Origin of the sequence: Acinetobacter qingfengensis (assembly GCF_008693185.1) — a bacterium.
Classification (GTDB): Bacteria; Pseudomonadota; Gammaproteobacteria; order Pseudomonadales; family Moraxellaceae; genus Acinetobacter; species Acinetobacter qingfengensis.
This window is the reverse complement of the sequence record NZ_VXKN01000004.1, coordinates 18,632-39,842: the sequence shown is the minus strand read 5'-3', so window position 1 is coordinate 39,842 and position 21,211 is coordinate 18,632. Positions and strand designations below refer to the sequence as shown.

The following is a 21,211-nucleotide window of genomic DNA, read 5'->3' as shown; positions in this document are numbered from 1 at the left end:
CCTTAATTTATTGCGCAAATGCCTGAATAATAGAAATAAAACTTGCTGCATCCAGTGATGCACCACCGACCAATGCACCGTTGATATCAGCGCAAGCTGCTAACTCTACCGCATTTTCAGGTTTAACACTACCACCATAAAGTAACGGAATACGATTTGCCGTTGTTGTTAGCGTTTGCAGATATACCCGAATAGCAGCATGCATCTGCTGAGCATCTTGAGGGGAAGCCGTTTTTCCAGTACCAATCGCCCAAATTGGCTCATAAGCAATGATTATATTCTTCCATTCTGTATCATGAGTGACATCAGCCAACTCCTGTAATTGCCGGATCACTACCGACTGCGCTTGCCCAGCCTCACGTTGTACCAGACTTTCTCCGACACAGTAAACAATAGTGAGGCCAGCTTGTAATGCATTTTTAATTTTTTGCTGTAATTTTTCGGCATCATCACCAAAGAGTTCACGACGTTCTGAATGTCCGATTAATACTAATTCTACTGCTGTTTCTTTAAGTAAATCTGCACTAACTTCTCCTGTATATGCACCTTGACCACGAATAGTTGATACATCCTGTGCAACAATCGGTAATGTCTGTTGTGTAGCAAAAAAGCTTAAATAAGGAGCTGGGGGAGCAATTGCAACATGGCATGTTTGCAGTTCTGCTTGATTTTGGTATTGTTGTGCAATTGCAGAAAAAAGTTGTTTGGCCTCATTGAAATATGGGTTTAGCTTCCAGTTTCCAATTACCCAGTTTTGTGGTGTCAATGCTGTCATTATCTTAAGAACTCTCAATATATCCTGTTCATTTTACACTGAAAAACACCGAACTACAGCATACTTAACCTGTTCAATTGTTAAATCTTTACTTTGAATAGTTTTTTCTTATGCACAGGTTAATCTATGCTATAGTAGTCAAGATAAAAAGTGTAATTTTATACCGTCATTTTAACTTTGAGTTGCATTGCTATGTCAGAACATACTCATTTTTCAGGTTATTTGAAACGCTTAATTACTGATGGGGTGATCAGTGCGGATTCATTACAGCGTGCTCAAGATGAAGCAAAACGCAACAAACTTTCCTTGCCTGCAATTTTAGTGGATGAATACAAAGTTCCATCAATTAATATTGCAACCGCAATTTCGGAAGAGTTTGCAGAACCTTTTTTTGATCTAAATAGTTACGATGCTGCGAATTTATTGCGAAATGTGGTTGAAGAAAAACTGATTATCAAACATCAGGTCGTTCCATTGTTCCAACGTGGCCACATGTTATATGTGGCTACAAGTGATCCAACCCGTCTGGATACTTTTGAAAATCTACGTTTTAACAGCAAATTAAATATTCAATTTATTATTGTTGAACACAACAAACTGATTAAATTTCTGGGCACACATTTTCAAGAAGAAAATAATTTTAACTTTGGTGAAGAAGATTTTGATCTTGAGATTTCAGAAAATCATGAGTCAGTAGACGATGAAGCATCCAATGAAGATGAAGCACCCATTGTCAGGTATATTAATAAATTACTGATAGATGCCATTCGTTTAGGTGCTTCTGATTTACACTTTGAGCCATACGAAAAAATGTACCGGGTACGCTACCGTATTGATGGTGTTTTAAGAGAAGTTGCTCGTCCGCCACAGCAACTTGCAACACGCCTTGCTGCACGGTTAAAAGTCATGTCACAAATGGACATTTCTGAGAAACGTGTACCTCAGGATGGTCGCATCAAGCTTAAATTATCCAAAACCAAATCTATTGATTTCCGTGTCAACTCCTTACCAACATTATTTGGCGAGAAAATTGTACTGCGTATTCTCGACTCTTCCAGCGCCATGCTGGGAATTGATGCTTTAGGATATGAACCTGAACAAAAACAACTTTTTATGGATGCACTGGCACGTCCACAAGGCATGATTTTAATTACAGGTCCAACAGGTTCTGGTAAAACCGTCAGTCTTTATACTGGTTTAAATATTCTAAATACTGAAGACACCAATATTTCTACCGCGGAAGATCCTGTAGAAATTAATCTGGAAGGAATTAATCAAGTCAACGTCAATAATAAAGTCGGCCTTACCTTTGCCAATGCATTACGTTCTTTTTTGCGCCAGGATCCTGATGTCATCATGGTTGGTGAGATTCGTGATCTGGAAACCGCAGAAATTGCCATCAAAGCTGCTCAAACCGGCCATTTGGTACTATCAACACTACATACCAACAGTGCGCCAGAAACCCTGACACGCTTACGTAATATGGGGGTACCCTCTTTTAATATTGCCACTTCTGTTAATCTTGTGATTGCACAACGTCTTGCCCGGCGCTTATGCATGCACTGTAAACGCCCAATTGAGATTCCACGTCCAAGCCTATTGGAAATGGGATTTACTGAAAATGACCTGAATCATCCAGAGTTTATGATTTATGAAGCAGTGGGCTGTTCAGAATGTCGTGAAGGTTATAAAGGACGTGTTGGGATTTATGAAGTCATGAAGGTAAATGCTGAAATCTCAAAAATTATTATGGAAGACGGTAATGCGCTCGAATTAGCACATGCTGCACAACGGGCAGGATTCAATAATTTAAGACGATCAGGCCTATTAAAAGTCATGCAGGGCGTCACATCATTGCAAGAAATCAATCGTGTTACAAGTGAATAATAAATTATCCGGGGTACAACATGGCAGCTAAGAAAGCACAATTGATGCCGACATTTCAATATGAAGGGGTAGATCGCAAAGGCCTAAAAATCAAAGGAGATATTCCTGCGAAAAACATGGCGCTCGCCAAGGTATATTTGCGCAAGCAAGGCATTATTGTTCGTAAAATTTCGCAAAAACGTGAAATTGAATTTATTAATAAATTACTCAAAAAAAGAGTCTCGACACTAGACATTACCATTTTTACCCGTCAATTGGCCACCATGATGAAAGCTGGTGTACCATTGGTTCAGGGTTTTGAAATTGTTGCTGAAGGTCTGGATAATCCTGCCATGCGTGATGTGGTACTGGGCATTAAAACGGATGTGGAAGGTGGGAATACCTTTGCCGGAGCTTTACGCAAATACCCACAATATTTTGATGAATTATTTTGCTCACTGGTTGCTTCTGGTGAACAATCCGGTGCGCTGGAAACTATGCTGGATCGTGTTGCAATTTATAAGGAAAAAAGTGAATTACTGAAACAAAAAATCAAAAAAGCCCTCAAATATCCTGCAACTGTTGTGGTGGTTGCCATTATCGTTACCATTATTTTGATGGTGAAAGTTGTTCCTGTCTTTCAGGATTTATTTAGCTCATTTGGTGCAGAACTGCCCTTTTTCACTCAAATGGTCGTCAATATGTCCAAATGGATGCAAAGCTACTGGTTTATTCTGATTGTCGGTATCGGTGGTTTAGTTTTTGCTTTTCTGGAAGCTAAAAAACGTAGTCGAAAATTTCGGGATTTTCTGGACAAAACTGCTTTGAAACTACCGATTTTTGGCGATCTGGTCTATAAGGCAATCATTGCACGTTATAGTCGCACGCTTGCCACTACTTTTGCTGCTGGTGTGCCATTAATTGATGCTTTGGAATCTACAGCCGGTGCGACCAATAATGTAATCTATGAACAAGCGGTAATGCGTATCCGCGAAGATGTTTCAACCGGACAGCAATTACAGTTTGCAATGCGCCAAACTCAAAGATTTCCAAGTATGGCCATTCAAATGGTTGCTATTGGTGAAGAATCTGGTGCACTGGATGCTATGCTGGATAAAGTTGCCACACATTATGAAAATGAAGTCGACAATGCTGTAGATGGTTTAACCAGCATGATGGAGCCATTAATCATGGCAATTCTAGGGGTACTTGTCGGCGGTCTGGTGATTGCCATGTATTTGCCAATTTTCCAGATGGGTTCTGTGGTCTAATGCAGTTTATTCAACTTTTACAAGAAAACAGCGGATTATTTTATTTCGTTGTTGCCCTACTTAGTTTATGTGTGGGTAGTTTTATCAATGTCGTTATTTACCGTTTACCCAAAATTATGGAACGGGAATGGCAATTGGAATGCCAGAGTTACCTGTATCCTGAACAGCCGCCTGAACCACAACCTGCTTATGGTTTAAGCACGCCTGCTTCCGCCTGTCCGAATTGCCAACACAAGATTCGATGGTATGAAAATATTCCAGTAATAAGCTGGTTAGTACTGAAAGGCAAATGCCGTGGTTGTCATCAACCTATTTCCATTCGTTATCCATTGGTGGAAATCGTCACCATGCTGGGCTCTCTGATAGTAGCCTGGCACTTTGGCGCAAGTATACAAGGTATTTTTGCAATCCTGTTTACTTGGGTATTAATCGCATTGACAGGCATTGATTTCGATACCCAATTATTACCTGATCGCCTGACCTTTCCACTGGCAGGATTAGGGTTAGCTGTAAACAGTTATGCAGTTTTTGTCAGTCCAACACAAGCCATCTGGGGTTGTTTGATTGGTTTTCTCTGTCTATGGGTTGTATACATCCTGTTTAAAATCATTACTGGCAAGGAAGGCATGGGCTATGGAGATTTTAAATTGTTGGCAGCATTAGGTGCATGGATGGGGCCATTACAATTGCCATTGATCATTTTATTATCTTCATTGGTTGGTGCAATTATTGGAATTATCCTACTAAAAATCACTAAAGAAAATCGACCTTTTGCTTTTGGCCCTTACTTGGCAATTGCTGGCTGGATTGCCCTAATCTGGGGTGAAAAAATCATGCACATTTATCTTGGTGGATAATATGCATTTAATCATCGGACTGGCAGGTGGTATTGGCAGTGGTAAAACTGCTGCCAGTCAATGGTTTGAACAACAAGGCATTACCGTTGTTGATGCAGATATTGTCGCACGAGAAGTTGTACAACCCGATTCATTGGCATTACAACGGATCTGTCATGCTTTCGGTGAATGGGTATTACTGGATGATGGACAATTAAATCGTAAGGCACTAAGAGAATATATTTTTAACCATCCAGAAGCTCGCCAACAACTTGAAGAAATCACACACCCTATCATCCGGCAGGAAATTTTACGACAGCTACAAATGGCTCAAAGCCCGTATGTTATTCTGGTTTCACCTTTATTATTCGAAACGAAACAGCATCATCTTGTTCAACGTACATTGCTAATTGATGTCCCAGAATCCTTGCAGTTACAACGTGCTACACAACGTGATGTACAAAGTACAGAACAGATTGCCAAAATTATTGCAACTCAAATGCCTCGCGCAAAAAAACAGCAACTTGCCGACGATATCGTGATCAATGATGGTCACCTTGAGCATCTTTATCAGCAATTACAACCTTTACATACATATTACCTGAGTTTGGCTAAAGTAAACCGCACTTAGGTATCACCAAGCTGATTCCGTCTAAACCAGCGCCAGGGTTGTAATGCCCCAATGCCCATTCCGATTAAGCCCAGCACAATGGCTGGATTAAGTGCTTCATTTAACAGGGGTACAGCCAATACTGCTGAAATAAATGGTGCAAGTGTCACCAGGCTCCCTGTCTTAAAGGCACCTAAACGTTTAATGGCTTCAACGTAGGTAAGTGTTGCAATCAATACTACAAACACACCATGAAAAATACCTTCAATGGCCAAATGTAAAGGCTCAACCTGATCCAAATGTTTAGGGAAAAAAATCAGGTATAAAGGAAGATAAATCAGGGTTGACCAAATCGCAACACCACTCATGGCATGCCAGGCGCTTAAATGTGTTCGGCGTAATAACGAAGTAAATATTCCCCAGCATAGTGCACCCAACACAAATAATGCATCCCCCAGACCCAAAGCAGTATGATTATGCAGTGTTAATAAATAGGCCATGCCGCCTAAAGAAAGCAACATAATAACCAAACTTAACCACATGTGCCGATCAAATGGCTGCCGATACAATACATACGCTGCAATGGCAGTAAATAAAGGAATACAACCATTAAGAAAGATAGCACCATGTGCGGCTGGCGCATATAAAAATGCACTATAAACTGTCAGGCAATATCCAACGCCACCAAATAATGCCAGAACGATAGGCTCTTTTTTCCATAAAAAAGCAGTATCCTTACGATAAACTAAAATTGGCATTAGAATCAGTGAAGCAAGAGCAAATCGAATTGCAGTAATATCCCATGCTGAGATATGCCATTGTGCATTCAGACGTGACAAGATAGTAAATCCGCCCCAGATACTCATGGTAATCAGGACATAGAAATAACCTTGGGTTTTACTGGACATAGATAGCAATCAATTTAGGCGTTGACGGCAGGCCTCATACAATGCCATACCAGTTGCCACACTTACATTAAGGCTTTGCAGATCGCCCGACATCGGGATATATACTTTTTCATCGCACTGTGCCTGATTAATCGGGCGAATTCCAGTATCTTCAGCACCCATGACAATCACCAAATTTCCTGTTAAATCACATTGCTGAATAGGTAAAGCCTGCTCATCCAATAACGTTCCAACCACTTTAACTTGTTGTTCTTTTAAAGCAGCCAAAGTTTTTCCGAGGTTAGTGACCTGAATAAATTTTACTTTCTCTGCACCACCTGCGGCAACCTTGCGTGCCGTTGGTGTCAGGCTGGCAGAGCGATCCCGTGGAACAATTACCGCCTGAACACCCATTGCAGCAGCAGTACGGATACAGGCACCCAGATTATGAGGATCGGTCACCTGATCAAGCGCCAGCAACAAAACATCTGATGTCTGTGCAACCAATTGTTCCAGATCTTGCTCATTCAATGCCGGATATGGACGTACTGCAGCCACGACACCTTGATGGAAAGGTAAGCCTGCAAGTTTTTCCAGACGATCACGACTCGCCTGTTGTATGCTAATACCAAAAGGTTGTGCCAATGTCAGCACTTTTTTTAATCGCTGATCATCTCGTCCTTTAAGGACAAATAAGGTCAAGACACGTTCTGGCTCTAACTCAAGAAGTGATTCCACCGCATGTACACCATAATAATATTCTGGCTTTGCCATGAATTGCCCACCTCTTTGGTTAAATCAAAATCAAATAAAAAATCCTGTAACATAAAGTTTACAGGATTTGATCTGTGGTATCAGTATATCACGAGAAAATGTGCTTTAGCCTTCTAAATGGCACACATAATCGAGTACATCGGAAGTTTCAATTTTAAAACGGCTATTTCCCGGAATATAGAAAGATTGCCCTGCACGGAACAATTCACTTTCTTCATTATCTGCAATGATTACACGGCATTCCCCTGACACAACTTCCATACGCTCAGCAACATGTGTTTCAAAAGTCAATGGTTGTTCTGTTGGTAAAATCACACCCAGCGTTTTTTTTGTACCATCTTCAAACTGAACAGTATGGCTAATGCATTTACCACCAAAGTACACATTAGACTTTTTTAAAACAGACACATGGTCAAACTGTGCTGAACTCATGTAGACACTCCAATATTTCCATTTAATGTCATGAATGATATGCGTAAAATACTTTCGCCAAGAATAATTTGTCCGGATTCAAGCAGTTTAACGCAGAATTATTTAAATCTTATTGCGAATTGCAAAAAATACAAAATAGATTTTTACGCTTCATTACACAATATTAGGTCACCATTTTTAGCACAGCTAAACCTTTTCTCCAATAGTTTTTTCTGACAAATTCCATACAAATTTAATGCCATATCAGCCTAATGCAGTTTTATTGATCTCAAGATATACTAACAACTACTCTAAAAATGCTGATTGTAGAATAACAGTATGCTGACACACATTACCTTAATGAACTTTGCACTGGCTGATCACCTTGAACTCGAATTGAATCAGGGTTTTAATGTACTTACAGGCGAAACAGGTGCCGGTAAATCATTATTACTTGATGCACTGTCAATTTGTCTTGGCGAGCGCAGTGATACAGCACAGGTTCGTTATGGTCAGGACAAAGCTGAAGTCATCGCCAGTTTTAGTTATCAGGCAGATAGTCCCGAAGGATTATGGTTAAAAGAAAATGAGTTATTTGAAGACACTGAAGAATTAATTATTCGCAGAGTGATTTTTGCTACAGGTCGAAGCAAAGCATGGATTAATGGGCGACCAACCAGCATCTCTGAATTAAGAACACTGGGACGGCTATTGGTATTAATGTACAGTCAACATAGTCAGCAACAATTACTTAATCCACCTTATCCCAAGCAATGGCTAGATCGCTATAGTGGCTTACAATCTCAGGCACAGATACTTAAACAATCTTATCAGACATGGCAAAAAATTGAACGACAATACCAGCATGCACTTGAAGCACAACATTCCCGTGCGGCCAAAATAGAGCAACTACAACAACAACTCGAAGATCTAGAGCCTTTACTGGCACTTAATTATCAAGACATTGAACAAGAGTATGATCGCCTAAGTCATCATGAAAGTATGATGCAAGACTGTAGCAGCATGTTATATGCCATGGATGATGGTGAGCAGAATATTCTTGGCGAACTTAATAGCATTGTACGCCGTGCTGAAACTCAACAAGGTCGCAGTAAACATCTTGAACAAGTTTATAACAGCTTGCTGAATGCGCAAAGTGAGCTGCAAGATGCCACCAGTGAATTACGGCAATTTATTGATCGGCAAAATTTTGACCCAGAGCGTATGGAAGAACTCAATCAACAATTGGAACAATTCCATCGTCTGGCTCGTAAACATCGTCTACAACCACATGAATTGCTAAATGAATATCAGATCTGGCAAAATCAACTTGAGCAACTGCATGAACTAGAAAATCCTGAACATCTTGCCGAACAAGCCGAACAGGCACATGCACATTTTATTGCGCTGGCCAGACAATTGGATCAAGCCCGACAGGAAATCGCCATCCCAACCGCACAACAATTAACTGAGCAGGTCAAACCACTGGCGTTACCCGAAGCACATTTTGAATTTAAATTTGAATCACTGGATAGCCCAACTATCGATGGTTTAAGCAACATTCAACTATTATTCACCGCCAATAAGGGTATTCCTGCACAACCTTTGGCACGTGTTGCATCAGGTGGAGAATTGTCCCGTATTGCTCTGGTGATGCAAGTGATGAATGCAACCAGAACCGATGCCGAAGTATTGGTATTCGATGAAATTGATGTTGGGATCAGTGGTGGCACAGCAGAAATTGTCGGACGTTTATTGGCAAATCTGGCACAACACGTACAAATTCTATGTATCACTCATCAGGCACAGGTTGCTGCCCAATCTGATCAACATTTATTAGTGAAAAAACAGCAAACTGATCCAGCAAGCAGTACAATCATCATTCTGGATGAGCAACAACGTATCTATGAACTGGCACGTATGTCCGGTGGCGTAGAAATTAATGAAACCACGCTACAACACGCAAAACAACTCCGTGAACTAAAATTTCAGCATACCAAATCATGATTAGGGCTTTTGTAGAAAAAAAGATTGGCAGTTTCCTGATTGTTTAGTATGTTGAAAACATGACACATTTAAAAAGGAGTCTGGATGACGTGGCAAAACAATATCTAGCACATCGTTGCTTAATCGCCCCACCCCATATGGATGACGCTTTTTTTGAAAGTACTGTTATCTACCTTGCTCGCCATGACGAAGACGGTGCACAAGGCATTATTCTCAATCGACCATCAGGTGTAGGAATTAAAGAATTACTCAACGATCTGGATATTGATGCGGATTACGTCCATCCTCATGCTGTACTACAAGGTGGGCCTATTCGTCCGGAAGCTGGTTTTGTCCTGCATACCGGACAACCCACATGGCATTCATCCATTGCTGTAGGCGAAAATGTCTGTATTACCACCAGCAAGGATATTCTGGATGCAATTGCTCACAATGAAGGCGTGGACAATTATCAGGTTGCACTTGGCTATGCCAGCTGGAGCAAAAGTCAACTGGAGGAAGAAATCGCACGAGGTGACTGGCTAGTTTGTGATGCTGACATGGATTTGATTTTTAACCTACCTTACGAAGAACGCTGGGATGCTGCTTATCAAAAAATCGGCGTTAATCGAAACTGGCTTTCACATGAGATCGGTCATGCCTGAACATCACACCATTATGAGCTTTGATTTTGGTACACAAAAGATGGGCATTGCCGTTGGACAAAGTCTGATTGAAAGTACTAATCCCCTTGCATTATTTCCAATGAAAGATGGCATTCCTGATTGGCCAACATTACTTAAACTGGTACAGCAATGGCAGCCGAATATTTTTCTAGTCGGATTACCATTAAATATGGATGACAGTGAATCAGAATTATCCACGCGCGCGAGAAAATTTGCCCGCCGTTTACGTCATCAGACCAACATTCAGACATGGATGATTGATGAGCGGCTGACTACCCGAACCGCACGGGAAACCTTGCAGCGCTTACAGCAAAATGGTCAGGCAAAAAAACTTCAAGCAGACAGTTTGGCCGCAGCATTACTGATTGAAAACTGGTATCTTGATCCGCACGGTATTCAGCCCTAATACATATTTAACCAATATGATCAGCATTAAATTACACCAAATGGTTCAACATACAAAATCATCCCATCCATTTCCCCAAAGCAATAATTTTGTTAGGATTCCAAACTAACGTGCAACACGAAGTTTCTTATGACACTTTGGCAATTGTTTCTAAAAATCAAACCTTTTGTCACACCTTATAAATGGCTGGTTCTGATCACGCTAACTCTGACATTGCTTGGTGCAATTGCAGCACAGGTAAATGCGCTCACCTTACAATATGCCGTTGATCATATTAATGCTTTACTAAAATCAGGTCAGGGGTTGGCACATGGCTGGCAACTCTTAATCACCATTTCACTGATTCTACTGAGTAAAGAAATTTTGAATCTATTGATTCAGTTTGGTCAAAAATTTTATGGTGAAAAATTACGCATCTTGATCACTCAGGATTTATCACAAAACATTATCGAAAAATTCCTCACCTATCGTTTGGCATTTTTTACTCAGGAAGACCATCAGGCAGGTAAGCTACAAACCCGAATTGATCGGGGTATCGGTTCATTGACCCGACTGGTACAGATTTTTTTTATTGAAATTATACCGCTATTTAGTAGTGCCGTGATTGCACTGGGTCTAATGTTTTATGCCAATTTCTGGGTTGGTCTAGTCGCCTTATGTATTGTTCCTATTTATTTTTGGCTCACCTTTCGACAAGCACAAAAACTCGGTAACTGGCGGCGCAACCTACGAGATGGCAGGGAAAGAAAAAGTCAGGGTATCTTAAGCATCATCACCTCAATTACCGTAATCAAATCATTTAATCGGGAAAAAATAGAAGCAGAAAAACAACTTAAATTACAAAGTGATCTCACACAAAATCAAATGCACACCCGCCAAATCAGTTTTTTATTTGATGGATTAAAAACTTTTATTGAACAAATCGGTGTCGTGCTCATCATTATTTTAACTGCCTATTTTGTGTTGGCAGGTTATATGAGTATCGGTATGATCATGTACCATGTCTTGTTATTTAACAATGTTTCTGCGCCGATTCGCTCTTTACATCGCATTTATGACGAAATCAATGATGCCATGGTGTATTCCGAAAGTTTTTTCAATATTTTGGAAGCTGATCAGGAAATTGAAGCTTCAGGACAATTACAACCCCAGCCCTTACAAGGTCAATTTGAATTAAAGCAAGTCGATTTTTTCTATCCGAACGGACACCACGCACTAAAAAGCATCAACATGGTCATTCAACCCAATAAAATCACTGCTTTGGTTGGTTTATCCGGTGCCGGGAAATCCACCCTAATAAGTTTGCTGGATAAATTCTATGTACCAAATGACGGAAAGATCACCCTGGATGGTATAGACTTACAGGACATGGACACCGTTTATTTACGTGATCATATTGGTCTGGTTCTACAAAAAAATCATATCTTCCAAGGCACAATTGCTGAAAATATTCGTTATGGCAAAACCAGTGCCAGTATGCAGGAAATTATTTTTGCAGCACAGCAAGCCTCTATTCATGAGCAAATTCTAAAACTGGAAAAAGGCTACGACAGTGATGCCACAATGTTATCAGGTGGGCAACAACAACGCATTGCCATCGCACGGATGTTTCTTAAAAATCCCCCGATTATTTTTCTGGATGAACCCACGGCGAGTCTGGATGCGATTGCTGCGGAGCAAATCAAACATAGCTTGGATCAAATCAAACAAGGGCGAACTGTAGTCATTATTTCACACAGCTTGTCACAAATTATTGATGCAGATTATACTTATGTTATGCAGGATGGCGAAATTGTCGAGCATGGTGAACATCTTGAACTATATCAACAACAAGGAGTCTATAAATCCATTTTTGATGCCATGGCAAAAAGCCTAAATATTGAAAAAATTGCCAAAACCTTTGAAGATCAGGATGAGGAAGAACAAACCCATAGCTAAATGAATGGCGATTAAATCTATATATTAATCATAGACAATATGCAGGTGGAATTTACAATTGATGACTTTAACAACTTTATTAAGTTTTGCATTTGTGTCGCTTTGCATGGTTTTAACACCTGGCCCAAATATGATTTATTTAATCTCCAGATCGATTTGTCAGGGTAAAAAAGCCGGGTTTATTTCCTTATCTGGTGTAGGATTAGGTTTTATTATTTATATGTTATTTGCTGCATTTGGAATTACAGCAGCTTTGATGACTGTACCTTATATATTTGATGCGATGAGAATATTAGGTGCCCTTTATTTATTATGGCTAGCCTGGCATGCATTTAAACCAAACTCACCTGCAATTTTTGAAAAAATAGAGCCTTTAGAAGCCGATTCAAACCTAAAATTATTCAGCATAGGATTGTTAACAAATTTACTTAATCCCAAAATTGCAATGATGTACTTGGCTTTGTTGCCACAATTTATCAATCCTGAACAAAACTTTTTTCAACAATCTCTTTTGCTGGGTTCTATGCAAATTACCATTAGCTTAATTGTAAATTGTTTAATCGTGATCTTTGCCAGCAAAATCTCAATTTTCTTAAAACAAAATAAATCTTGGGCACAGTTACAAAAATACTTTATGGGAAGTATCCTTTCTTTTTTAGCCATAAAAATTTTATTAAACAAATAACGTTTTAAACATAATTAAAGGTTGGAATTTCGCATTCCAACATGCGGAATTTCATCTTCAAGATAAGGTTCAGTAACCGTTTGAAAGCCGAATTTTGCATAGAAATGCTGTAAGTGTGCTTGTGCAGACAAATAAATGCCTTGTTGTGACATTTTTAACTGCTGTGCATGTTGCAGACTTTGTGCCATTAATTGGTCACCCACACCATAACCACGATACTCAGATGTAACAACCACTCGACCAATACGCACATCCTGTTGAGCCTGACCAACATCCAGTAAGCGGGAAATGGCCACTAATTTACCTTCTTTACGATAAGCAAGAACATGATAGGTTGAAGCCAGTAGATCTAGTCCATCCAAATCCTGATAAGGACAGTTTTGCTCAACAATAAATGCCTGATTACGCAAAGCCAAAATCTCGTAAAGTTGTTGTAGACTAAGCTGTGAGCTATGTTGTAACTGCCATTGTAGTTGCATAAAGTTCTCTATAAGCGCAAATTTTTAAATAATCAGTGAATTAATTATAAATTATTTTTATAGTCTAAAACATCAATCCTCCCTCAGCTTTTCAGAAAGATAAGGGAGAATCTTTGTCTAAATTAGAATTGCGTTTTTATTGAAAAAGCAATGGTTCGAGGAATACCTAAGGAATAGGTTGTTGCCCAATAATCTTTATTCGTTAAGTTTGAGATATTGAAGTTAAATGTTGTTGGGATGGTACGGATTACAGTTTTATAACGAGCGCCTATATCAAAAATCGTATAGCCGGAAATTTTTTGCAAGTTTGCACTATCTTTATACATCTTACCAGAATGATATACTCCACCAGTAATACTCAATCCCTCAATTTGTGGAATTTGATATTCAGCATAAATCTTTGCCAGTATTTCGGAAACTCCTGTTGGTTTTTTCCCTTCAAATGCCTTATTTGTAGCCTTATCAACACTTGCATCCATCCATGTACCACCAGTCATAACTGTGAAGTGATCTGTTAATTTCCCAGTTAAGGTTAATTCTAAACCTTGATGAGTTTGTCGACCATCTTGTTTAACTGTAGTCAGTCCATCTGAATCTACTTCATTATAAGAGTTTGCTTTTTCAATTCTAAATAATGAAGAGCTAATAAACAAATCATCAGAAACCGCATATTTTGCGCCAACTTCATACTGCTTACTGAGGTAAGGTTTTAGAACTTCGCCTGCATTTTTATATAAAGCAGTATTATCAGTTACAATGGTACCTTTCTCTAGTCCTTCCATATATGTTGCATAAGTTGTTAATTTTTCGCTTGGTTTATAAATTAATGAAATAGTAGGCGTAAGTTCTGATTTATTGTAATCAGATGATGCTACGCCTGCCACACTTAGATTCTTTGCCTTAACTGTTGTGTAATTTAATCCTAATAAAGCACTCCATTTTTTATTAAAAGTAATATCATCTCCAATAATAAAATTGGTATTACTGGCTTTACTTGAGGTATATTTTTTTCCCAAATTACTGATCGTAAGATCGGTTTCTATATAATCAGCAATTTGATCAGCTGTAGTATATGCTGGAGAATTAGCACCTGGTACACTATTATTTACATATCTTTTGGTATCAAGATAATCAGCTGACAGTCCAACTGTCAATTTATGTTGAATGCTTCCTGTATTAAATTGTCCATCAAGAAAGCTGTAAAAACTTTCTGCGATATTCCATGATGGTGCACTATAATAATTCCACGCAGATTTCCAGCCAGAATCGGCAAAGTAAGCAGGATACATGCCTTTGGATTCTGACTTGTCCTGTTTATACATATATGCAGATCTAAAAGTTAAATTATCATCGATTTTATAAGTAGCATTTATTCCGGCACGATTTGTATCTATATCCAGATACGTCCATTTAGGGGTATAAGTTCGATCATTCTTTAATGGACTGATCCAATAATTTAATGTCCCGTAACTGCTGTTTGCATAAGCATAAAATCTTGAATCAATACCATCAAGTTTATATTCTGTATGTGCGGCTTCGAATTGTACTAATAATTTATCACTTATATTCCAGTCTAAGGCCCCACTGAATAATGTACGTTCAACATTTTGATCCGATTTTCCTGTTTTTCCATTCTGATGTGAGATATTAATTCGGTAAGCAAAAATACCGTCATCATCAATTTTATTGCCTAAATCAATATGCCCAAACCATTGTTGATTACCGTAATTACCTAATGTTAGATTAGTTAATCGCTGATAAGTTGGGCGTTTAAGCACATAATTGCTAGTACCACCGACATTACCTGTTCCATACATAAAACCTGTGAGGCCATTCATTAGCTCTACACGGTCGAGCTCTTCCATAGCGATACCGGTCGAAGTAGAAGATAATCTCAAACCATCTATTATTCCTGATTGTGTATGAAAACCACGAAATACGGCATAAGGTGTGCCGTAGACAGTATTTGGTGCTGAAAGTTTAACTACTGGATTCATTTTAATAATTTGATCCATATCTCCAGCAATTGCATTTTCAATTAAGTCACTAGACATGACACTCATTGAATATGGCGTATCCTGTAAAGATTTTTCACCCCATGGACCAACTTGTTTTAATCTTTTTGTGACATAACCATTCTCGGCAGATCCATCCTGATTGATTGCCTGAACAGTAATTGCAGGTAATTGAGAGACAGATTTATTGGCAGAGCCTGATTGTGCCTTGACATCAATCGTCGCTAATTCACCAACGTATTGCACCTGTTGTGTAGTTATTTTAATAATTTTATAACCATTATTGGTAGGAACGGCCTGCAAGCGATGTGGTGCAAGTAATGTCGTAAATCCTTGCTGTACGTTATAACTTCCTTTGAGTCCCTGTGTTTTTAATCCTTTCAATTCGATAGGATCAAAACTTAATTCGACACCGGCCTGAGCCGCAAATTGTACCAGAGCATCATCCAATGAACCTGCTGTAACCTGATATTGATGTGTCGTTACAGTTTTTGCCTGTGTATCAGTCAGACATATGATTTGCCCCATACCGACAGTGGCAATCACAAGTGCATATTTTACAGCTTTGTAAAGCGGTTTTAAATTTGAATGAATCACAAGAATTCCCCATCTATTTAAGTTGTGTTTCATCTCCTTAACCACAGAAACTCAAATAAGTATCATTATTTTTTAATTTTATTTTTAAATACTATTTATCTTTTTTAATCAGGAGTTTGTTTCCCCAGAAATTATATTCGGTATGCAATTGATAAGTGTCTTCAAGGTTATTTAACAATCGCTCAAGATTAGCCGTAGAATAAGTGCCAGATATCAGAATATGCTGACTATCGGCGGCAACCTCAACTTGTATGCCGTAATATCGATGAATCTGTTCGGCAAACTGCTTCAAGCTGGTACGATTGCTCACCAGTAAACCTTTCCGCCACATCAATGTATTCGGCTCAAGTGTTTGAACTGTCTGGATATGACTGTTATCAAAGCTGACTTGTTGACCTTCAGAGACAAGTTTCTGCTGTTTTTGATTTGCTGTTTTGACATTTATCGCATGCTCAATGACAGCTACGGTAGTTTGTTGTGCTTTTTGATCCACATTAAATTGTGTACCTAAAGATCGAATAACACCATGTTTACCGAGTACAGTAAATGGCCGATAGTGGCTTTGCTCTTTGCCTGTTTCAATAAATATCTCACCATAATGTAGAATAATCTGTCGTTGTTGGGCAGTGTAATGAATATCTATGGCTGTTTTGCTGTTTAAGATAATGATACTGCCATCTTCAAGCTGAATATGACGTTGTTCGCCGTAAGGCGTTCTATAATCTGCCATCCATGCCTGTTGATTAGCAATATGTATCATACTGGCAATGCTACAACCCAATGCCAGCACGACCACCAGTTTACCCCAGGGAATGTGACGCTGATGACTGGCTTGCAGTGTTTTCTTGCTAATCTGTTTGGGAACAGCTTGCATACGTTGTTGTAATTTTTCAGCCTTTTGCCAAGCTTGCTGATGTTTTGGACTTTGATGCTTCCATTGCTCAAATTGTTGTTGCTGTTCGGCATCAAGTGGTTGATCCTGCATTAACATTAGCCAATATGCAACTTCAGATAGAATCCTTGAATCAATTTCAGACTCCGACATGCCGATCATCCATCAATCAAGTTGCATGGTTAAAAGGCATTGCAACATGGCTTGGTGCATATCTCGTTTTACAGTAATTAATGCAATATCCAGTTGTTCAGCAATTTGAGCGTAGCTAAGACCTTCTATCTGTGACAACATAAAAATCTGTTTTGCTCTGGGTTTTAATGCATTTAAAACATCCTGCAATTCCTGTAAAACCTGAATGGCAATCAACTCCTGCTCTGGCGATGGGGCATAATCATCTTCGCGTTGTGCCAATGTTTCATAATAAGCTTGTTCAATTTGCTTACGCTGCCACCAAGTATTGGCCAGATTTTTTGCAATTGTGGTTAATAATGCTCTTGGCTGTTGATAATGATAGGGATATTGTTTTCTTAATAACCGAAAAAAGGTTTCCTGTGCCAAATCTGCTGCATCATCCTGATTGCCAAGACGTTGTGATAACCAGCGATGGAGCCAGACATGATGCTCCTGATACAACTTTGATATTTGATCCGTATGTTGTGATCCGATCGGCTGTGATGTCATGCGGTCCTTGCCTCAACGGTTAGAATAAGCAATAAAATGTCATTATAGTTTAATAAGAATAATTATCAATTCATTATAAAATTAAATCAATATCTGATTTTTATCTTGTCTCATACCATTCATATTGACTATGTTGATTACAAATTTTATTGAAACTGGCGAAAAGTGAGATTAATCCTTGGTGTGATGATTTTTTGACTAGGACGTAAACAATGCTGCCAAAAAGTTTGTGTTTGTCCTCGCATCACAATTAATTGGCCACTGTGTAATAACATTTCCACTTTTTCTTGTGTACTTAAATGTCGAAAAGCAAATTGTCGTGTTGCACCAAAACTTAAACTGGCAATTGTAGATTGCTGCCCTAAAGATGGCTCATCATCCTGATGCCAGCTTACTCCCTGTGTGCCGTCTAAATATAAATTGGCTAAACACGAATTAAAAGAGATCTGTAGCAGGGCTTCAATCTGTTGTTTAAGTTGTAAAATTACCGAATTCCATTGCTGTGCCTGTCTACTAATACCTGCATAGACATACTGATAATCCTGATCACCAAACCAGACCATCTGACGTGTAGTGATATAGTGATTACCATAAATGTATGCTTCATCATGTTGCCATGCCAAATGTTGCAAAAAATATTGTAAATACTGTTCTGCCTGCTCAAAAGGTATAATAATACCAAAATCTTCGACCTCCCCATCTTTTGGCAGAAGATTACGCTTGGGTTCTGGCTGAAATAAATCAAGTGTCATAACGAATCCATATATGGAGATTTGTAGCAACTAATCATGATAGCAAAAACTTTTTTGCATAAAAAAAGAGCTGTTCTGAGCTCTTTTATCGTTATTGGTTGCAATATTGCTATGGTTGTTTCAAATAAGGCCATGCAGCTTTTAAGTAAATAAACATTGACCATAACGTCAGAATAACGGCTGTGTATAAAAGTATATAAGCAATCCATTCCAGTGGCTGCCAGTTAAGTAAAAATACTGTAATCGCAATCATCTGAAATGCTGTTTTATATTTACCCACCGTAGACACTGCAACATTGGTTCTAGCGCCTAATTCTGCCATCCATTCACGCAAAGCAGATACTGTAATCTCACGGGAAATAATGACAATCGCAGCAAAGGCCATTGAAATGGTGGGTTGCCATTGAACCAATACCACCAATGCTGCTGCAACCATAAGTTTATCTGCAACCGGATCCAGAAAACGTCCAAATGCAGATGATTGATTTAAACGCCGAGCCAGATAACCATCAAACCAGTCGGTAATTGCAGCAAAAACAAATAGCCCTGTTAACAGTAAATGTCGTGCAAAACTACCTTCATAGCCATTCACCCCCAAAGCAGGTGGCCAATATGCAATGAGTAAAAAAACTGGAATTAGAATAATTCGCGCAATCGTCAAAATATTAGGAATATTCAGGATTCGTCCTGTCATACACACCGCCAGTTGCGCTATCTCGAATGCAAAAATGGGAGAAATAATTTTGCCAATAATGGCAAATATACGGGTGAAACTCTATACCAAAATCAGGCAGCTGTCGAGCTTAACCCTTATTCGTGCAGGACCTTATAAATAGTACGTGCCATGGCTGGCCCAATACCATTCACCAATAACAATTCTTTTTCAGCAGCTTTGAGTACTCCCTGTATACCACCAAAATGCGTTAATAAATCCCGACGGCGCTTCGCACCCAAACCGGGAATCACTTCCAATACGGAACCTGCACGTTTTTTATCCCGTTTTGCCCGATGGCGAGTAATTGCAAAACGATGCGCTTCATCCCGAACCTGTTGAATTAAATGTAAGGCTTTATTGTCTTCAGGCAATTGGATCTTACGCCCATCCGTAAAATGCAGTGTTTCTAATCCCGGTTTACGCCCTTCCCCTTTGGACACGCCAACCATAAATGCATCCAGCCCCAGATCATGCATGACATCAATTGCCATTTTAAGCTGTCCCTTACCACCATCAATCAATAATAAATCGGGTAAAATCTGTTTTTTATAGCGGCGTGTCAATGCCTGACGCATTGCCGCATAATCATCACCTCCGGTAATGTCCTGAATAGCAAATTGCCGGTAATCTCGTTTACGTGCCCCGCCCTGATCAAACACCACACAGGAGGCAATCGGTGATTCGCCCATTGTATGACTAATATCAAAACATTCGATACGATCAATGCTACGCCCAAGCGCCAGTTCCAGTTGATAAAAACGCTCATGCAACTCCAGTTGACTGGAAAGCTGTCCCTTAATCGCATGCTGAACATTCATCTGTGCCAGTTCCAGCCATTCGGCACGGGTTTCTCGAACATGATGTTTAATGACGATTTTCTTATTAAAATGCTGAGATAATGCTTGTTGCAGTTGTCTCTGATCCGGTAATTCAGTATTGATGATCAATTCTTGAGGAATTTCATCTGCCACCTGAAAATAAAAGTTGGCAATAAAGTCACTGAGCAATTGACCCAAATCATCATGCATTAAGTCCGGGAAATAGCTTTTCCCACCAAGCATTCGTCCATTACGAACATATAAAATCTGTACACAGGTCACACCGGATTGATGAGCAATTGCCAAAATATCCGCTTCACCTTTGACACGATACACTGCCTGTTGCGACTGTACTTCACGTAATAAAGATAAACGATCCCGAAAAAAAGCAGCTTTCTCAAATTCATAGCTTTGTGCAGCCTGCTCCATTTTATCAATCAATTCCGTATTGAGTGCCTTAGTATCTCCATTCAAAAAACGTATGGAGTTTTGTACATCCTGCGCATAATCTTCTGGCGAAATTAATCCAACACATGGTGCAGTACAACGTTTAATCTGGTATTGCAGACATGGCCGCTTACGCTGGGCAAAAAAAGAATTTTCACATTGCCGTACATTAAACAGTTTTTGTAACGTCAACAACATATCTCTTGCATTATAAGCACTTGGATAAGGGCCGAAGAATTTTCCGGTCTGATGCTTACCTTGTCCTCGTCCTATAGCGATTCGGGGATAAGGTTTATCTGCAGATACAAAAATATAAACATAGGATTTATCATCCCGCAACATGATGTTATATGGCGGACGATGCAATTTAATCAGATTTTGTTCTAATAATAGTGCCTCAGTTTCAGAACGTACCACAATAGTTTCGATATCATAAATACGTGCCACCAATGCCTGAGTTTTAGGATGTTCAATGGTTTTGACAAAATAGCTCGATACCCGATTCTTAAGGTTTTTCGCCTTTCCCACATAGAGTAGCTCACCTTCCTTACCCAGCATTTTATATACACCGGGTAATTGAGTCATGTGATGCAATAAAGCATTAATATGCGCTGTGGCGTTTGGGTTCACGATTTTCTCAAGCTAAAAAGATATTGCTTAAATTGCGCTCAAACCGTGATT

20 protein-coding genes are annotated in these 21,211 nt (G+C 39.3%); 9 read left to right on the top strand and 11 right to left on the bottom strand.

Annotated elements, in window-relative coordinates:
* Positions 1-7 precede the first annotated feature (7 nt).
* Positions 8-775, bottom strand: a complete 768-nt coding sequence (tpiA, locus tag F4V57_RS06505; protein ID WP_070069067.1) for a triose-phosphate isomerase — start codon at positions 773-775, stop codon at positions 8-10.
* A 192-nt stretch (positions 776-967) separates the two neighbouring features.
* Between tpiA and pilB the strand changes: the two genes are divergently transcribed.
* Genes pilB through coaE form a run of 4 tightly spaced genes read left to right on the top strand, consistent with a single transcriptional unit; the run spans position 968 to position 5,379 of the window.
* Complete coding sequence (gene pilB, locus F4V57_RS06500) at positions 968-2,662, top strand: type IV-A pilus assembly ATPase PilB (protein WP_070069068.1); 1,695 nt, start codon at positions 968-970, stop codon at positions 2,660-2,662.
* 20 nt (positions 2,663-2,682) lie between these two features.
* The gene (locus F4V57_RS06495; protein WP_070069069.1) at positions 2,683-3,912 is read left to right on the top strand and encodes a type II secretion system F family protein; all 1,230 of its coding nucleotides are present in this window, start codon (positions 2,683-2,685) and stop codon (positions 3,910-3,912) included.
* Positions 3,912-4,769, top strand: a complete 858-nt coding sequence (locus F4V57_RS06490; RefSeq protein WP_070069070.1) for a prepilin peptidase — start codon at positions 3,912-3,914, stop codon at positions 4,767-4,769. Before F4V57_RS06495 ends, F4V57_RS06490 begins: the two co-directional genes overlap by 1 nt.
* Position 4,770: 1 nt before the next feature.
* The gene (coaE, locus tag F4V57_RS06485; protein WP_070069071.1) at positions 4,771-5,379 is read left to right on the top strand and encodes a dephospho-CoA kinase; all 609 of its coding nucleotides are present in this window, start codon (positions 4,771-4,773) and stop codon (positions 5,377-5,379) included.
* Here the strand turns inward: coaE and F4V57_RS06480 are convergent.
* From F4V57_RS06480 to ppnP, 3 genes are all read right to left on the bottom strand, one after another.
* Complete coding sequence (locus tag F4V57_RS06480; RefSeq protein ID WP_070069072.1) at positions 5,376-6,266, bottom strand: DMT family transporter; 891 nt, start codon at positions 6,264-6,266, stop codon at positions 5,376-5,378. The two genes, coaE and F4V57_RS06480, sit on opposite strands and share 4 nt — an antisense overlap.
* A 9-nt stretch (positions 6,267-6,275) precedes the next feature.
* Positions 6,276-7,019: a 23S rRNA (guanosine(2251)-2'-O)-methyltransferase RlmB gene (gene rlmB, locus F4V57_RS06475; RefSeq protein WP_070069073.1), complete on the bottom strand. Its 744-nt coding sequence runs from the start codon at positions 7,017-7,019 to the stop codon at positions 6,276-6,278.
* A gap of 105 nt (positions 7,020-7,124) precedes the next feature.
* Complete coding sequence (gene ppnP, locus F4V57_RS06470) at positions 7,125-7,451, bottom strand: pyrimidine/purine nucleoside phosphorylase (protein WP_070069074.1); 327 nt, start codon at positions 7,449-7,451, stop codon at positions 7,125-7,127.
* Between the two features lie 318 nt (positions 7,452-7,769).
* On the opposite strand from ppnP, the gene recN reads away from it, so the two are divergent.
* From recN to F4V57_RS06445, 5 genes are all read left to right on the top strand, one after another.
* Complete coding sequence (recN, locus tag F4V57_RS06465) at positions 7,770-9,437, top strand: DNA repair protein RecN (RefSeq protein WP_070069075.1); 1,668 nt, start codon at positions 7,770-7,772, stop codon at positions 9,435-9,437.
* Positions 9,438-9,526: 89 nt separating this feature from the next.
* Positions 9,527-10,081, top strand: a complete 555-nt coding sequence (locus F4V57_RS06460; RefSeq protein WP_070069076.1) for a YqgE/AlgH family protein — start codon at positions 9,527-9,529, stop codon at positions 10,079-10,081.
* A complete protein-coding gene (gene ruvX, locus F4V57_RS06455) occupies positions 10,074-10,508 on the top strand; it encodes a Holliday junction resolvase RuvX (RefSeq protein WP_070069077.1) in 435 nt (144 codons plus the stop codon). The genes F4V57_RS06460 and ruvX overlap by 8 nt, the downstream gene beginning before the upstream one ends.
* A gap of 129 nt (positions 10,509-10,637) precedes the next feature.
* Positions 10,638-12,446, top strand: a complete 1,809-nt coding sequence (locus F4V57_RS06450) for an ABC transporter ATP-binding protein (protein WP_070069078.1) — start codon at positions 10,638-10,640, stop codon at positions 12,444-12,446.
* A 58-nt stretch (positions 12,447-12,504) separates the two neighbouring features.
* Positions 12,505-13,131, top strand: a complete 627-nt coding sequence (locus tag F4V57_RS06445; protein WP_070069079.1) for a LysE family translocator — start codon at positions 12,505-12,507, stop codon at positions 13,129-13,131.
* 14 nt (positions 13,132-13,145) lie between these two features.
* On the opposite strand, the gene F4V57_RS06440 is transcribed toward F4V57_RS06445, so the two are convergent.
* From F4V57_RS06440 to uvrC, 7 genes are all read right to left on the bottom strand, one after another.
* Positions 13,146-13,610 carry a GNAT family N-acetyltransferase gene (locus F4V57_RS06440; RefSeq protein ID WP_070069080.1) on the bottom strand — a complete coding sequence of 155 codons (465 nt, stop codon included), beginning with the start codon at positions 13,608-13,610 and terminating at the stop codon, positions 13,146-13,148.
* A 122-nt stretch (positions 13,611-13,732) separates the two neighbouring features.
* Positions 13,733-16,255: a TonB-dependent siderophore receptor gene (locus F4V57_RS06435; protein ID WP_070069081.1), complete on the bottom strand. Its 2,523-nt coding sequence runs from the start codon at positions 16,253-16,255 to the stop codon at positions 13,733-13,735.
* Positions 16,256-16,313: 58 nt separating this feature from the next.
* On the bottom strand, positions 16,314-17,267 hold the full coding sequence (locus F4V57_RS06430; protein WP_070069082.1) for a FecR family protein: 954 nt from the start codon (positions 17,265-17,267) through the stop codon (positions 16,314-16,316).
* 12 nt (positions 17,268-17,279) lie between these two features.
* A complete protein-coding gene (locus F4V57_RS06425; protein WP_070069083.1) occupies positions 17,280-17,798 on the bottom strand; it encodes a sigma-70 family RNA polymerase sigma factor in 519 nt (172 codons plus the stop codon).
* Positions 17,799-17,944: 146 nt separating this feature from the next.
* A complete protein-coding gene (locus tag F4V57_RS06420; protein ID WP_070069084.1) occupies positions 17,945-18,550 on the bottom strand; it encodes an alpha-ketoglutarate-dependent dioxygenase AlkB family protein in 606 nt (201 codons plus the stop codon).
* Between the two features lie 109 nt (positions 18,551-18,659).
* A complete protein-coding gene (gene pgsA / locus F4V57_RS06415) occupies positions 18,660-19,244 on the bottom strand; it encodes a CDP-diacylglycerol--glycerol-3-phosphate 3-phosphatidyltransferase (RefSeq protein ID WP_070069085.1) in 585 nt (194 codons plus the stop codon).
* 116 nt (positions 19,245-19,360) lie between these two features.
* Complete coding sequence (gene uvrC / locus F4V57_RS06410; RefSeq protein WP_070069086.1) at positions 19,361-21,160, bottom strand: excinuclease ABC subunit UvrC; 1,800 nt, start codon at positions 21,158-21,160, stop codon at positions 19,361-19,363.
* Between the last annotated feature and the right edge of the window lie 51 nt (positions 21,161-21,211).